13 protein-coding genes and 1 riboswitch are annotated in these 15,711 nt (G+C 57.4%); all 13 genes read right to left on the minus strand.

The window, feature by feature from the left end; translation table 11 throughout:
* Positions 1–71: 71 nt before the first annotated feature.
* Positions 72–160: riboswitch (glycine riboswitch) on the minus strand.
* A gap of 34 nt (positions 161–194) precedes the next feature.
* Positions 195–851: an NAD-dependent epimerase/dehydratase family protein gene (locus ACILQA_RS05260; protein WP_395628743.1), complete on the minus strand. Its 657-nt coding sequence runs from the start codon at positions 849–851 to the stop codon at positions 195–197.
* A complete protein-coding gene (locus ACILQA_RS05265) occupies positions 848–1,999 on the minus strand; it encodes a deoxyguanosinetriphosphate triphosphohydrolase (protein WP_395628744.1) in 1,152 nt (383 codons plus the stop codon). The genes ACILQA_RS05260 and ACILQA_RS05265 overlap by 4 nt, the downstream gene beginning before the upstream one ends.
* A 37-nt stretch (positions 2,000–2,036) precedes the next feature.
* A complete protein-coding gene (locus tag ACILQA_RS05270; RefSeq protein ID WP_395628745.1) occupies positions 2,037–3,674 on the minus strand; it encodes a hypothetical protein in 1,638 nt (545 codons plus the stop codon).
* Positions 3,675–3,786: 112 nt separating this feature from the next.
* A complete protein-coding gene (gene ftsZ, locus ACILQA_RS05275; RefSeq protein WP_395628746.1) occupies positions 3,787–5,295 on the minus strand; it encodes a cell division protein FtsZ in 1,509 nt (502 codons plus the stop codon).
* A gap of 104 nt (positions 5,296–5,399) precedes the next feature.
* Positions 5,400–6,665, minus strand: coding sequence for a cell division protein FtsA (gene ftsA / locus ACILQA_RS05280; protein ID WP_324477641.1), 1,266 nt, complete (start codon positions 6,663–6,665; stop codon positions 5,400–5,402).
* Entirely contained in the window at positions 6,662–7,576 is a 915-nt protein-coding gene (locus ACILQA_RS05285) for a cell division protein FtsQ/DivIB (RefSeq protein ID WP_395628747.1), read from the minus strand. The genes ftsA and ACILQA_RS05285 overlap by 4 nt, the downstream gene beginning before the upstream one ends.
* Positions 7,576–8,499: a D-alanine--D-alanine ligase gene (locus ACILQA_RS05290; RefSeq protein WP_395628748.1), complete on the minus strand. Its 924-nt coding sequence runs from the start codon at positions 8,497–8,499 to the stop codon at positions 7,576–7,578. Before ACILQA_RS05290 ends, ACILQA_RS05285 begins: the two co-directional genes overlap by 1 nt.
* The gene (gene murB, locus ACILQA_RS05295; protein ID WP_395628749.1) at positions 8,496–9,392 is read right to left on the minus strand and encodes a UDP-N-acetylmuramate dehydrogenase; all 897 of its coding nucleotides are present in this window, start codon (positions 9,390–9,392) and stop codon (positions 8,496–8,498) included. The genes ACILQA_RS05290 and murB overlap by 4 nt, the downstream gene beginning before the upstream one ends.
* Complete coding sequence (gene murC / locus ACILQA_RS05300) at positions 9,389–10,795, minus strand: UDP-N-acetylmuramate--L-alanine ligase (protein WP_395628750.1); 1,407 nt, start codon at positions 10,793–10,795, stop codon at positions 9,389–9,391. The genes murB and murC overlap by 4 nt, the downstream gene beginning before the upstream one ends.
* Entirely contained in the window at positions 10,795–11,973 is a 1,179-nt protein-coding gene (gene murG, locus ACILQA_RS05305) for an undecaprenyldiphospho-muramoylpentapeptide beta-N-acetylglucosaminyltransferase (protein WP_395628751.1), read from the minus strand. Before murG ends, murC begins: the two co-directional genes overlap by 1 nt.
* A 5-nt stretch (positions 11,974–11,978) precedes the next feature.
* The gene (locus ACILQA_RS05310; protein ID WP_395628752.1) at positions 11,979–13,193 is read right to left on the minus strand and encodes an FtsW/RodA/SpoVE family cell cycle protein; all 1,215 of its coding nucleotides are present in this window, start codon (positions 13,191–13,193) and stop codon (positions 11,979–11,981) included.
* Complete coding sequence (murD, locus tag ACILQA_RS05315; protein ID WP_395628753.1) at positions 13,190–14,479, minus strand: UDP-N-acetylmuramoyl-L-alanine--D-glutamate ligase; 1,290 nt, start codon at positions 14,477–14,479, stop codon at positions 13,190–13,192. The genes ACILQA_RS05310 and murD overlap by 4 nt, the downstream gene beginning before the upstream one ends.
* A complete protein-coding gene (gene mraY / locus ACILQA_RS05320) occupies positions 14,476–15,546 on the minus strand; it encodes a phospho-N-acetylmuramoyl-pentapeptide-transferase (RefSeq protein ID WP_395628754.1) in 1,071 nt (356 codons plus the stop codon). The genes murD and mraY overlap by 4 nt, the downstream gene beginning before the upstream one ends.
* Positions 15,547–15,711: the final 165 nt, after the last annotated feature.

Below are 15,711 nucleotides of genomic sequence, written 5' to 3' on the forward strand. Positions count from 1 at the left end.
CAAAGGCAGGTTACACCTTCGGTGGCATGTCGTTGCAAATGGCAAAGACATGCGCTTTCCAGAGTGTCGCAAAAGCCGAAGCGGTCCTTTTGCCTGAGAGATTCCGGGGCGGTTGCTCCTTCGGCGGTCCCTTAAAGGGACGCTCTCCCGCTTCGTCAGCGACGACTCTGCATTGGCCTTACCGCCTTGGAGAGTCAACCAGCCAGCGTGTTTATAGATTCATTTTCGTGGACAAACACGCCGTCGTCGCCCGCTTTTGCTAAGTTGGCGATGGCCTTTGCGACTTTGCCCGACGGCGTCGACGCAAATTTCTGCATCGGTCCGAACATCAAAATGTCCACAAATGGCGACAGCAATATCCCCAATGCCTCGCCCGGACGGCGGTCATCACGCTGCCCACCCGTGAGCAGACTGGGCCGCATGATATCAAGGCGTTGGAAGCCGATGTTGCGCAGCCCCTGCTCCATTTCCGCCTTCGTTCGCAGATAGAAATTGCTGCTCGCGGGCATCGCGCCTACGGATGATATCGTAATGAAATGCTGCGCGCCGGCATCATGGCTTGCCTGCGCAAAGGCGAGCACCAGATCATGGTCAACCGCCCGGAAGGCGTCGCGCGATCCGGCTGTGCGTATCGTCGTCCCCAAACCGGAAATGGCGACGTCCGGCTTTATGCTTGCCACAATCGCTGGCCAGTCACCCGTTGGCGCGACATGCTCCTCTATGTCCGGAGCCAATGATACCGATGGTCGGCGCGACACGAGGTGGACCGCAAACCCGGCGCGCGCCAAGTTCTCCGCCGCCTGTTTGCCCACTAGGCCTGAACCGCCCGCGATGACTATCCGGCGGCTCATGTGATGGTTCCACAAATTTCGCGATGCCGATCGGTTGCGTAGCGGTCGGTCATGCCCGCAAGAAAATCCCCGATATGGCGGCTGCGCTGGGGTTCTTCGCTGGGAAGGCTGTCGCGCCATTCATCCGGCAATAATGCAGGATCGTCGCGATAAGCGGCAAATAGCTCACGCACAATTTTGGTTGCGTCTTCCGCCGCCGCCAGTTGCGTGGGATGGTGATACAGCTTTTCATACATGAATGATTTAAGCTGCCGTTCGCGCGCCGCCATTTCTGCCGAAAACCCACCAATCATGATACCGGCTTTGCGGACGTCATCAGCGGTTTTGATGCATGCTTCCGCGATTCTGGCGCGTGTCGATTCAATCACGTCATTCACCATAACGCCAATCTGCTGGCGCGTCAGCTCACCGATCAGGCGGCGCTGCGGCACGCCCGGGTAGCGGCCCAAAATCGCTTCCCATCGCTGTGCTACGAACGGCAGATCCAGCAGCTGGTCGATGCCGAGCAACCCTGCCCTGATGCCATCATCAATGTCATGATTATCATAAGCGATATCGTCGCTGATCGCGGCAATCTGCGCCTCAAGTGATGGCCAGTCGGTCAGGCTCAGGTCAAACTGTGCGTTGACTTCGGACAATGCCCAGCCCGGACGGGCAACGGGTCCATTATGCTTGGCCAGTCCTTCCAGCAATTCCCAGCTGAGGTTCAGGCCCGGCCATGACGGATAAGGCGATTCCAACTGCGTCAGCGTGCGCAACGTCTGCGCATTATGGTCAAACCCGCCAAATGGCTTCATCGTCGCCTCCAGCGCGTCTTCGCCGGCATGGCCAAAGGGCGGGTGCCCGATATCATGCGCAAGGCATAACGCCTCTGTCAGGTCTTCATTCAGCCCGAGCCCGCGGGCAATGGTGCGGCCAATTTGCGCGACTTCAAGGCTGTGCGTCAGGCGCACACGATAATGGTCGCCGTCGGGTGAGATGAACACCTGCGTTTTGTGGCGAAGCCGCCGGAACGCAATCGAATGAATAATACGATCACGGTCACGCTGAAATATATCACGCGGGCCGCGAATATCGCGGTCGGGCTCTGGATGAAATCGGCCGCGGCTGTGGCCGGGAAGTGATGCGTAGGAAGCCAGTTGCGACATGCAGCGCTTATGCAACCAAGCCGCCGCGACAGGAAGCCTATTTTACCTTTAAGGCATTCACTGGAACGCCAATCTCGCTTTTCCACATAAATGCGTCGCCGCCCGCTTTCTTGAAGTCGCCTTCCCATTTTTTGGCGGCCTTTACGTCCGCAAACGGGCCAACGAGCAGTCGCGCAGTCTTGCCCCATGGAGATGTCCACGGTTTCTGCGCCTTGAACAATATAGGGTTGTTCTTCGTCAATTTGCGATAGTCGAAACCAAGCCCACTCGCTTCGCCCGTTGCGATTTGCACCCAGATGCGCGCTGGATTTGCGGCCTCTAACTTGGCTTTGGCGGCGGCTTTCGGGTCAATTTTGGCGGCTTTGCTGGCGTCTGCCGCTGCCTTGGGCGTCACCGGTTTAAGCTTTTTCAAATCGACCGGAACTTCCGAAGGCCGCTGCTCACTCTCCGGAATTTCGATGGCGCCGACAATGGCATCCAGACTGAACCCTGCCGAGGCAGTGGAAGCAGGCACAGATGTTGGTGCCGCGATGATTTTAGCGGGAGCGGTTTGCGGGGGCGTTGCCGCCGCAAGCGATACAGGTTCTTGCGCGGTTGGCGTCGCCGCAGCGATCGTTACGGCCGGTTCAACCTTTGCAACAACAGGATCAGGCCGAGGCGTTGTTGGAACCGCGGCCTGAACTGCCACACGTTCCTGCGTTTTTCGGTCCGGCTTGCTCTGTGGCTTTGCTTCGCTTTTCGCATCGCGCGCTGCTGTCGGCTTTGTTCCCAGCGGCGCGCCTGATGGAATGAGACGGTTTTGGGCGGGGCCGACGGCAGGTTGCGGCACGGTGGCGGCGACACGGCGAACCTGTTCGCTGTCACGCCCTACCGATTGGCTGGTGGGGAAATGCCCCAAATGAATGGCGGCCGCCTGCTGCGCGCCGGTTAAATTTGGCATCAGGCGGAAGAACCGCTCCATCTTTTGCGCCGATGGTGCATCCATGAAGCCCTGCGCAACCTTGTTGGATTCACGCAAGTCACCACGCGCAGCCAACATAAAAGCCCGGGCGCGCCATGCCGTCGGACTGTTGCGCTGCAAAAGCGGCAGGAGCATAGCGTCGGCCTGTTCCTTTTGCCCTGCGAGCGAGAGAGACACGGCCTGACGAATGATGATGTCATCTGATGATGCCACGGTCCGCGCCAGTTGATAATCCTGCTGCGCACGTCCGAAATTGCCCAGCAAATCAAACGCCAGCGCGCGGTCGGCGGCAATCGAACGTTCGCTCGCGCCCAACCGGACGGCATCATCAAACAGGCGCAAAGCCTCAAACGGGTTTTCTGTGCGCACCGTTGCTATGGCCAGGCCGGACACGATCCGGCTGTTATTGGGGCGTATCGCATTGGCGCGCGTGAAGAAATTGAGCGCGGCATTGGCATCGCCCAACAGCAAAGAGGCATTGCCGGCATCGGCCAAGGCATCTGCATCGCTTGGGCTAAAAGAAATGCGCCGCATCGCGTCACGCAGCTCCACCGCGCCAGCGGGCTCGACAATATTTGGCACGACCGCAGGCGTTTGCTGGTCCAGCGCCTCCAGCGCGCTTTCATCCACCGCCTGTGCATGCACGGCAGGTGAAACGCCACCGGCCGAAAACACCAGCGCGCTGCAGAAACCAAGGCTACGTAATATTGTCACATCCATGTTTTTCTATGTAGCTACCGGCTGCCGAACACAAAGCGCATTCACGCATTGGTCCGACAAACGGTTGCATAGAAACGACAAGATGACGGTGCGCTTGCCGCGCGTCTTATGAGTTGTTCTGACGGTCAAGAAAGCTTGGGAAGCCTGTGCCATTGCCGCCTTCATTGCGCTTTTCCGCGTCGTCTTCCGAACGGGTAAGGCCACGTGACAGGTTGGACATGCGTTCAAACAATGTGCCGCCGGTTGGAATGCGTGGCGCAGCGCGTTCTGGTGGCTCAGTCACATCGACTGGCTGCGCAGACGGATAGCCTTCGGTCGCAGGCGTATCGAGGTCAAGTGCGTCGGCATTGGCCCAGGAATCCCGGGGGCTGTCATTGTTGTCTGCATATTGCGTTGGTGCAACGTCTTCAGCTTCATCTTCTTCGATTGCAACAAAGTCGCTACCCAGTTCCAAGCTGTCGTCGTCTGCTTCATTTTCGAATTCAGCGGCGGCCGTTTCTTCCACTGCTGCTGTATCGGCTGTGTTTTCAAACAAAGATGTCGCAGCAGGTGCAACTTCAACGACAGGCTCTGGCGCAGGCGCAGGCGCAGGCGCAGGGCGGCTGAACGAGAATGGCGTTCTTTGTGCTGCCGGTGTCGCGTTCAAGCCTTCGTTATCGATGCCAGTGGCGACAACCGAAACGCGGATCTTGCCGTTCAGATTTTCATTGAATGCCGAACCCCAGATGATGTTTGCGTCAGGATCAACCAGTTCACGAATGTGGTTGGCCGCTTCGTCAACTTCCATCAGGCGCATATCTTCGCCACCGGTAATCGATACGATAACGCCCTTTGCACCCTGCATCGACACGCCGTCGAGCAACGGGTTGGCAATGGCTTTTTCCGCAGCTTCGAGCGCGCGGCCGTCGCCTTCGGCTTCACCCGTGCCCATCATTGCCTTGCCCATTTCGTGCATGACAGAACGGACGTCGGCAAAGTCGAGGTTGATGAGGCCGGGCATAACCATCAGGTCCGTGATGCCACGAACGCCCTGCTGCAACACTTCGTCAGCAAGCTGGAATGCTTCCTTAAATGTTGTGTTCGGGTTGGCGACCAGGAACAGATTCTGGTTTGGAATAACGATCAGCGTATCAACATGTTGCTGCAGTTCGATGATACCCGATTCTGCGGACCGCATGCGGCGCGAACCTTCGAACATGAACGGCTTGGTTACGACACCGACCGTCAAAATGTTCATTTCGCGCGCAACCTTGGCGATAACAGGTGCAGCGCCCGTTCCGGTGCCGCCGCCCATACCAGCCGCGATAAAGCACATGTGGCAACCGGTAAGCGCCACTTTCACTTGCTCAAGCGTTTCTTCAGCCGCAGCACGGCCAACTTCGGGGCGTGAACCTGCGCCAAGACCCTGCGTGATTTCAGGTCCAAGCTGAATACGATATTCGGCAGGGGACGCGTTCAGCGCCTGTGCGTCGGTGTTGGCAACGACGAAGTCGACGCCTTCTACCTTTGCGCTGATCATGTTGGCCACGGCGTTACCGCCTGCGCCACCAACACCAATAACTGCAATTTTCGGCTTCAACTCGTCAACCATTGGTGGACCGATATTGATGCTCATAACTTTATCCCCCTAGCCTCTGTGGCTTGTTCGAAATTTTCACGCTTTTGACACAAAAGGATAAGGTGCACACTTAAAAATTCACGTTTTTGCACAGGTTTCTGTCAGAAATTCTCTCGTACCGCGCGTTTTATCCGTTCGATTAACCCCGGCATCGTCCCGGCCATCTGTTCGACACGCAAATCATAACCTGATTTCAGGTCAACACGTTCCGACGCGGCGTAATGAATCAATCCGACGAGCGTTGAAAATGCCGGTCCCGAATGTGCCTCGGGAATGCTGGCCAGGCCCGAAGGACGGCCAATGCGAACCGTGCGGCCCAACGCGCCTTGCATATGTTCCGCTGCGCCCTTCAGTTCAGCGCCGCCGCCGGTCAACACCACTTGATGCCCGGATGGACCGGAGAAGCCCAAGGTTTTAAGCGCTTGTGCAATTTCGGTGACGATGGAGTCTACGCGCTGGCAAACCACGGCGTTCAACTGCGCCTTGGTGATGCGCGGTGCGTTAGCGCCGGCTTCAACGCCATTTTCATCAGGGCCAATGTCGAGCACTTCTTGGTGATCACGCGGGCTGGTTAAGGCAGAGCCGTGGAAGCATTTCAGCCGCTCGGCCTGTGCCCTACGAATACCAAAAGCCGATGCGATGTCGTCGGTAATATCAGACGCGCCCTTTTGAATGGTTTCCAGCCCGACGAGCATACCGCCGATGAAGACCGACACATTCGTTACCGCCGCGCCGAATTCGACAAGGGCGACACCAAGTTCACGTTCTTCCGCCGTCAGGCACGCAAGGCCAGTGGCCACTGGACCAACGACGAGCGACTCAACATCAAGATGCGCCGCGCGCACCGTCATATCCATGTTCCGTACAGGCGACTGGTCCGCCAGAACGACATGGACGTCGACGCCAAGGCGATCGGCATGCAGTCCAAGAGGGTTCGCAACACCGCCAACACCATCCAGCGAGTATAAAGTCGGCTGTATATGAAGCGCAATTTTACCGCCGGTCTGAATGTTCGCACGTCCAGCCTGAAGCAATTCGTCGACATCTTCCTGCGTGATGCGATCACCACCCAGTTCAATTTCAACGGGCGCAAGCAAGCTATCCAGCCCGCCAGCCGACATACCCACCCACACGCGGTCAATGTTCAGCCCGGCAATCCGCTCGGCCTGTTCAACGGCATGGCGCACGGACAATTCGGCTTGTTCGACATCCGCAATACAGCCGCGCGTAACGCCCCTGCTCTCGCGTTGGCCGGTACCCAGCACCAGCAGTTCGCCGCTGTCGGTCACCCCGGCAATGAGTGCCGAAACTTTTGAAGAGCCAATATCAATGGCCGAAATCAGTTTTTCAACGCGTGCAGCTTTCATACTTCTCTTCCGCTGGTGGTCGACGTTGCGTCGCCGCTCTCTACTTTAACAGGTTCAACTTTGGGCGCCTTGCGGAAATATGCACGTTCGGGGTCGCGCAAGTCGAAATGGATCAGGTCGCGGCCAAGCAGCCGGTGAATGCCATCCATCCGCGCAAAATTCAGCAACGCTTCGGCCGCCGCCTTTTCACCCTCTGGCAAGGCCAATGTTTCACCGCTCTGAAACTGCAAATCCCAACGGCGATTGCCCACCCATGTTGCGCCAATCACTTGCGCTTTCAGTGCGGAGGCATTGTCGAGCAGGGTGTTGAGCGCGACAGCATGCCGGTTCGCATCAACGCCGTTCAATGTCGGCAAATCGCCGCCTTCGCCCGCCGCAATATTTTGCAGTACAATCCCGTTGGCATCGATCAGCGAATATTTGCCGTTGCGTTGCCAAATCGCCGCCGGCGTGCGTTCGACGATTTCAACCGCAAGCGTATCGGGCAAACGGCGCGCCACGCGGGCGTCTTTGATCCAGCCATATTTCAGTAAGTCTGCGCGGACCTTGTCGATATCGACCAACGGCATCGCACGGTCTTTTTCGGCAAGGACAAGTTGATAGACCCGAACTTGGTCCACACGTTCCATACCGGTGACTTCAACGCGCTGCACCTGAAAGCCGGCCTTTGCGGCGAGCGCTGCATATTGCTGATACGCAGCGGCCGTAACGCCGGTATATTGGGCAATGGCAAATAGCAGCACCGCAAGCGCGGTTACAAAAATCCATGTGAGCGCGCGCTGCACATCTTCTTCCGAAATCGGCAGGATCCGCATGATCCTGTCAACCCATGATATTTGCAGCACTTTCTTGCGCGGGTTCGGCGAAGATGCCTTGCGCTTTGCAGCAGGTTTTCGTGCAGCGGCCGCCATTATGCCAACGCCTCTTTTAGGATCATGTCGACCAACTGTTCATAGCTGATGCCAACGTGCCGCGCCTGTTCGGGCACGAGGCTCAGCGGCGTCATTCCGGGCTGCGTGTTGGTTTCCAGCACGAACACGCCGTTTTTGCCCAATTCGTCGTCCCAACGGAAATCGGTGCGCGATGCCCCTTTGCAGCCCAGCAACCGGTGCGCATCCAATGCGACATCCAACATATACTGCGCAATATCCGCAGGTATTTCAGCCGGGCAAATATGCTCGGTCAGGCCGTCGGTATATTTGGCATCAAAATCGTAAAAGCCACTCTTTGGCTTCAACTCGGTAACACACAGCGCCTTGTTACCCAGCACCGCCACTGTCAGTTCGCGGCCCTTGATAAAGGGTTCGGCCAGCAAAGTTGCAAATTCCTGCCAAGGCCCCTTGGCATCGCGCGAGATGGGGTTTCCGTAATTGCTGTTTTCAGTGACAATCGCCACGCCAACAGAGCTGCCTTCATTGACGGGTTTCAGCACATAAGGCCGCGGCAATGGGTCGGCGGCGAACAGGCTTTCGCTATCCACCATCGTACCCTTTGGCATCGGAATGCCAGCGGGCACCAGCCGCTGCTTCGTTAATTCCTTGTCGATGGCAATCACCGACGTCACCATGCCGCTATGGGTGTATTTAATGCCCATCAGGTCGAGCATGCCCTGCACCGATCCATCTTCACCCGGAACGCCGTGCAGCGCGTTAAACACCACATCGGGGCGAAGCGCGGCCAAAACCTGCGCAACATTGCGGTCCATGTCGACACGGCTGACCTTATAGCCCAGTTTCTCAAGCGCATCGGCCACGCCATTGCCGCTCATCAACGACACCGGCCGTTCGTTTGACCAGCCACCCATCAATACCGCTACGTGGATTTGCTCACTCATTTTGTTTCACCCACGCGTTGTATTTCCCAATGCAGGTCAATGCCTGACTTCGCCTTTACGCGCTGGCGAACTTCATCGCCCAACGCCTCAATCTCGGCGCTTGTCGCATCGCCTGTGTTAATCAAAAAGTTGGTATGCTTTTCCGAAACCTGCGCGCCGCCGATTTGCAATCCGCGGCATCCCGCTTCGTCAACCAGCTGCCATGCTTTGTGTCCGTCCGGATTTTTGAATGTCGATCCACCCGTTTTTGAACGCAGCGGCTGCGATGCTTCGCGCGCGCCGCTTATCCGGTCCATCTCGGCCTGAATGGCGTCTGCTGCGCCCGGCACCCCCCGAAAGCGCGCACCGACCACAATGGCGCCATCGGGAAGCTCGGAATGGCGGTAGCTATAATGCAGCTCTTCAACCGACAAGGTCGCAAGTGCGCCATCGCGCATCACGACATCGCAATCGACCAATATGTCCTTCACCTCGCCGCCATAGGCGCCGCCGTTCATGCGCACAAAGCCGCCGACCGTGCCGGGAATGGACCGCAGAAATTCAAGCCCCGAAATACCATTGTCCCGCGCGGTTGACGATACCAATATGCCCGAGGCCCCTGCCCCGCAATTTAGCGTGACTGCGTCAACAGGCGTTACTTTGGCAAAGGCTTTGCCAAGGCGAACGACAACGCCCCTGACGCCGCCATCACGCACAATCAGGTTGGAGCCAAGGCCAAGCGCCATGACGGGCACAGCGGGATCAAGCTCACGCAGAAACTCTTGCAGGTCGTTGATGTCTTTGGGTTCGAAAAGATATTCCGCGCTGCCGCCAGATTTGAACCACACCAATGGCGCAAGCGGCGCGTCAGGCGTTAACTTGCCCTCAACCTTTGGAAGGATGTTCACGCTCATGCACGGGCTGCCTTAATGGCGTCCGCAAGTCCCGATGCCCATTTGGTGATGTCGCCCGCGCCAAGGCAAACAACCATGTCATTTTCCTGCACCGTTTCTGCAAGCTTCACTGCAAGCGCGTGCGCATCCGCGATGGTCGCCGCCGAACGATGCCCGCGCGCTTTGATGCCGTTCACGAGCGCGTCGGAATCAACACCCTCAATGGGCGCTTCGCCTGCGGCGTAGACGGGCGAAATGAAGACCATATCGGCGTCGTTAAACGCCTGTTGGAAATCATCCATATGGTCGCGCAAGCGGGTGAAGCGATGCGGTTGCGCCACGGCAATCACGCGGCCCTGTGCGCCTTCGCGTGCGGCAGAGAGCACCGCGCGGATTTCAACGGGGTGATGGCCATAATCGTCGATTATGGTCACGCCATCGACTTCGCCAACCTTTGTAAAGCGCCGCTTGACACCGCCAAATTTGTCAAAGCCATGCGCGACCGCTTCATCGCTCATGCCCATTTCAAGGCCGACGGCGATGGCAGACAAAGCATTCTGCACATTATGCCGTCCGGGCATTGGCAAAACGACGCCCTCTATCGTGCGCTGTGATCCGTCACGCGCGCGGACAACGACATCGAAGCGATTGCCACCGGGGAACGGTGTTACATTCTCGCCGCGAATGTCAGCCTGCGCCGAAAAACCATATGTGATAATCCGGCGATCGCGGATCTTGGGCAAGATCGCCTGCACCTCTGGATGGTCGAGGCACATGATTGCCGCGCCATAAAAAGGTACGTTTTCGACGAATTCGACAAAGGCGCGTTTGATGGCATCAAAATCGCCATAATGGTCGAGATGCTCTGGATCGATATTGGTGACAACCGCCAGCGTACCGTCAAGACGCAGGAAGCTGCCGTCGCTTTCGTCGGCCTCAACAACCATCCAGTCGCTCGCACCCAGACGCGCGTTTGAACCATAGCTGTTGATGATACCGCCGTTAATTACGGTGGGGTCAATGCCGCCATGATCGAGCATCGCCGCAATCATGGACGTCGTCGTTGTTTTGCCATGCGTCCCTGCCACGGCAACGGTGTTCTTCAACCGCATCAGTTCCGCCAGCATCTCTGCGCGGCGTACCAGTGGAATGCGGCGTTCAAGCGCAGCATCGCGTTCGGGATTGCCTTTTTTGACCGCAGTGGACGTCACCACAACAGCCGCATCGCCAAGGTTGTCCGCGCTATGCCCGATCATCACCTTGATCCCGCGCTTGCGCAGGCCATCGACAACATAGCTGTCGGCGATGTCGCTGCCCTGCACCTGATAGCCAAGATTGTGCATGACCTCGGCAATGCCCGACATGCCGATGCCGCCAATGCCGACAAAATGGACGATGCCAATATCCGTTGGGACGCCCTTCATTATATGCTCTTTCGTGCGAGTGCGGGAGCGGCACCAAATGATGCCGATGTGTCGGGCTTTGTGGTCAGACCGTGCATGATTGGCGCGCGGCCAAAGGATTCCACAAGGTCAGCTAAATCGGAAACAGCGTTAGGACGGCCGCAGCTTTTCGCCGCCTTTGCCGCATTTTCGAGCGCGCCGGGCTCAAGTGCAATTTTCTCTATTTGCTTGGCCAGTTCAACCGCGGTGAAGGCGGGCTGCGCAATCGCGCGCGCGCCGCCGGCTGCGACCATTTCTTTGACGTTGTAGCTTTGGTGATCATCGGTCGCACTTGGCAACGGCACCAAAATCGCTGGACGTCCGGCGCACGTCAGTTCGGCCACCGTTGATGCACCCGCACGCCCGATGACCAAATGCGCCCAGCCCAAACGTTCGGGCAGGTCGGGCAGATAGGTTGCGAGCTCCGCCGGAATGTCATGTGCGGCATATGCCTGACGAACCGTCTCAATATCTTCTTCGCGGCACTGCTGCGTAACCTGAAGACGGCGGCGCAAATTCAGCGGCAGGCGGGCAAGGCCATCGGGGACAATGTCGGACAATATGGTTGCGCCTTGGCTCCCCCCCGTCACAAGCACACGGAAAATGCCGTCGGCCAAAAGCGGCGGATAGGGCTCATCACGCAGCGCCAAAACGTCTTCGCGGACCGGATTACCAACCAAATGCACCTTGCCGGCATAACGCGGCGACAGACGCAGCACGTCGGGATAGGCGGTGGCGATAGCGTTCACTTGCCGCGCGGTGAAGCGATTTACGCGGCCAAGCACGGCATTTTGTTCGTGAATGATCGTCGGAATTTTTTCGGCAAATGCGCCCAACAAGGCGGGGAATGCGGGATATCCGCCAAAGCCGACAACAGCCGTTGGTTCAAAGCCGGCGTAAAAGCGCCGCGCCATCATGCGGCCTTCCGCGATAGCCCGAATGCCGGGCAGCCAGCTGCGCGGGCTTTTCGTGATACGGCCTGCGGGCAAAATGTGCGTCGCGATCTTTTCGGGGCAGCCCGGAATTTTCGCACCGCGCGCGTCGGTTATCAGCGCAACATGATGGCCTCTATTCAGAAGTTCCTGCCCCAGCGCGAACGCAGGGATAAGATGCCCCCCTGTCCCGCCAGCGGCCAACACATAATGCCGAGAAATCGTCATGGCCGCTATCCCTTCACCATATACAGTGACCGGTCAAGATATGGGTTTCGCTTCGTCAGTGCGAGGATGAGACCACAGGTCACCGACAGCGCCAAAATGGACGATCCACCGTAACTGATAAATGGCAGGGTCATGCCCTTTGAGGGAAATACGCCAAGGTTCACGGCCATGTTTATCATCGCCTGACCACAAAATTGCGCGCCAAGCCCGGTTACGGCGAGAACCACGAACTGGTCTTTTTCATCCAGCAGGCGAATGATGATGCGGACCAATATGGCGAAATACAAAATGGCGATAAGCATGCACGCCAACAGACCGAATTCTTCACCAATGACGGAGAAGATGTAATCGGTATGCCCTTCAGGCAGCGAATATTTCTTGATACCAAGGCCGGGGCCAAGTCCAAAGAAGCCACCGTTGGTCATCGTCGCCATCGCCATTTTGTCGTGCGTCAGCCCTTCGGTTCCGAAAATCCATGCATCGATACGCTGCGTTGCGACCGGATAGAAATTATAGGCCAGCACGATAAACACCACGCCGCTGATGATTAACCCCCACAGCCGTGATGCCGGGACGCCGGAGACCATCATCAACGCAAACCATGTGCCCATGAACAAGATGGACTGGCCAAGGTCAGGCTGCAGCAACAAGAGGAAGCAGACGAAACCCGTCACGATGCTGCTTAAGACAAGTACCGGAAAGGATGGGTCTTTCAAACGCCAGCTGATAATCCACGCCATTGCGACGGCGTAAAAGGGCTTCAGAAATTCAGAAGGCTGAAGCCCTGCAAAACCCGCACCAATCCAGCGCTGCGACCCGTTCACCTCGCGGCCAATGATGGGCACAAGCGCCAGCAGCACGAAGAATATGCAAAAGCCAAAAACCCCAAAGCGGCGCGCCTGTTCGCGTGGATACATCGATATCAGAAGCATCAACGGCACCCCGACCATCACCCACATCAATTGCCGGTAAAAGAAATATAAAGACGACAATTGCGTTGTGGACGACGACAGGCGCTGCGCACCCGCAGGCGAGCCCGCGGCAACCGCCAACAACCCTATCGCGATCAACACCATCATCAAAGACAGCAGCAAGCGGTCGAGTTCCCAAAACCACACGCCAAGCGGCGATCGGTCGCCGCGGCCAAGCCGGTTCGCAAAACCGATTTTGCCGGTCTTTGCAGCCAGTACCCACGGAACTTCTTTACGTTCGCCGTTCATAGTGCCTCAACAATCGCGCGGAACGCATCACCGCGCGCCTCAAAATCTTTGAACTGGTCAAACGACGCGCAAGCGGGCGACAGCATGATAACATCGCCTGGTTCGGCCTGGGCGGCGGCGGAACAGACCGCAGTGCCCATCATTTCGCTACGCTCGACCGGCATATAAGGTGACAGCAGTTCGTGAAACAATGGTCCGGCCTCACCAATGGTATAGGCTTTCACGACATGGCCGAAATTGGGAATGCACTCATCCAAATTATCTGATTTCGGCAGACCGCCAACAATCCAGTGAATGCGCGGATAGGCGGCCAACGCGGGTGCGGTAGATGCGGCATTGGTGGCTTTGCTGTCGTTGACGAATAAGACGCCATTGCGTTCGGCAACGACCTCCATCCGGTGTGCAAGGCCCTGAAATGTAGCCAATGCGGGGCGCCATTGCGCCTCCGTCACGCCGAGCGATTCCACGATCGCGATGGCAACAGCGATATTTTGCAGATTATGGGGGCCTTGCAACGAAGGCCAATCCGCCTGCCCTGTGACCATCGCCGGGTCTGCCAAATGGACCAAATCCGCGCCGCGCCGTGCAAGGACATCGCGATATACCTGCTCGGTATCGGCGTCGCCTTTGCCAAACACGGAATGCGTATTTCCGGTCTGCATGTCGAACAGGCGCGCCTTTGAGGCAACATAGCCTGCATAACCATCATAACGGTCAAGATGATCCGGCGACAGGTTAATCAGCGCGGCCGCATCGCACGACAGCGAGTGGGTAATGTCGATTTGGTAGCTGGAAAGCTCCAGCACATAAACCCCGCCTGCTGGCAACGGTGCCTGCGACAAAATTGGCAAGCCAATATTTCCGCCCATGCGAACGGGCAACCCAGCGCTACTCAAAAGATGGTGGACCAAGGCCGTCGTCGTCGATTTCCCATTGGTGCCGGTAATGCCGACAACATGGTGCGGCGGCAGGCTTGCCCGCGCCATTGCGAATAACTCAATGTCGCCGATTAACGGCAGCCCTTCGGCCTTTGCCTTGTCCGCTATGGGATGGCGGTTGATGGGCACGCCGGGCGATACAACAATCGCATTATAGCCCGACAGATCCGCCAGCAACGGATCGCCAATATTCGCAATATCGGCAATTTTGGCGCGTGCGCCTTCGTCATTATCCCATGCAAGGATTTCCGCTCCGCCCGCAACAAGCGACCGCGCAGCTGCAAGGCCGGAGCGCGCAAGCCCCAGTATAGCAAACTTACGGTCTTTGAAGGCGGGTGTTGTAATCATCTGAGCTTGAGCGTTGATAGACCTGCAAGCGCGAGTACGAAAGCGACAATCCAAAAGCGGATAACAACGGTTGGTTCCGACCAGCCAAGCTGTTCAAAGTGGTGGTGGATGGGTGCCATGCGGAAGATGCGCTTTCCGGTGCGTTTGAACCAGAATACCTGAATGATGACCGACAGCGCCTCGATCACGAAAAGTCCGCCGATGATGGCGAGCACGAATTCATGATGTGCGACAACGGCGATCGCGCCCAATGTGCCGCCCAGGGCAAGGCTGCCGGTATCGCCCATGAACACTGCAGCAGGCGGCGCGTTGAACCACAAGAACGCCAAACCAGCACCCACGATGGCGCCGCACAACATCGCAAGATCGCCAGCGCCCAAGTAAAAGGGAATGCCCAAATAGGCCGCATATTTGGCGTTACCGACCATATAAACGATGATCATGAACGCGACTGACGCGATAATCACGGGCATAGTGGCCAAGCCGTCAAGGCCATCGGTCAGGTTCACCGCATTGCCAAAGGACACGATGACAAACGCGCCAAACGGCACATACCACCAACCCAGATCGACAACGGGGCCATTGACGAAGGGCAGATACAACATGCCACCCGATTGCGAGACAATCAGCGATACCGCAACGCCCGCAATCGCAAACTCCATAAGCAACCGGACCCTTCCCGAAACGCCCTTGTGACTGCGCTTTTTGACCTTGTCATAATCATCAAGGAACCCGACGGTGCCAAAGCCTGCGGTGACCAGCAGACACGCCCAAACATACACATTGGTCAGGTCCATCCACAGCAGCATCGAGATACCGACCGACACCAAAATCATCAGGCCGCCCATGGTCGGCGTGCCGACCTTAGCGAGGTGAGATTGCGGGCCGTCGCTGCGAATGGGCTGGCCCTTGCCCTGACGGACACGCAGCATGCTGATGAAGCGCGGACCGATCATCAAACCGATAATAAGTGCGGTGGCAACGGCTGCCCCCGAACGGAAACTGAGATAGCGGATAAGATTCAAAATACCCGGAAAACCAAGATATTCGGCCAATATATACAGCATTAGTTTTTCCCACCCGTCAGCGCGCTGACGATGGAGGAAAGTCCCATACTGTTGGAACCTTTGACCAATATCGTGTCTGATGCGCAAAGATAATTTTGCAGAAGGGCCAATGCCTCCTGCGCGGTCGCGCAATGCGCGAAATTGGCTGGCCCCTCAACCCCTGCG

It is taken from the genome of Sphingorhabdus sp., assembly GCF_044239005.1.
GTDB lineage: Bacteria > Pseudomonadota > Alphaproteobacteria > Sphingomonadales > Sphingomonadaceae > Sphingorhabdus_B.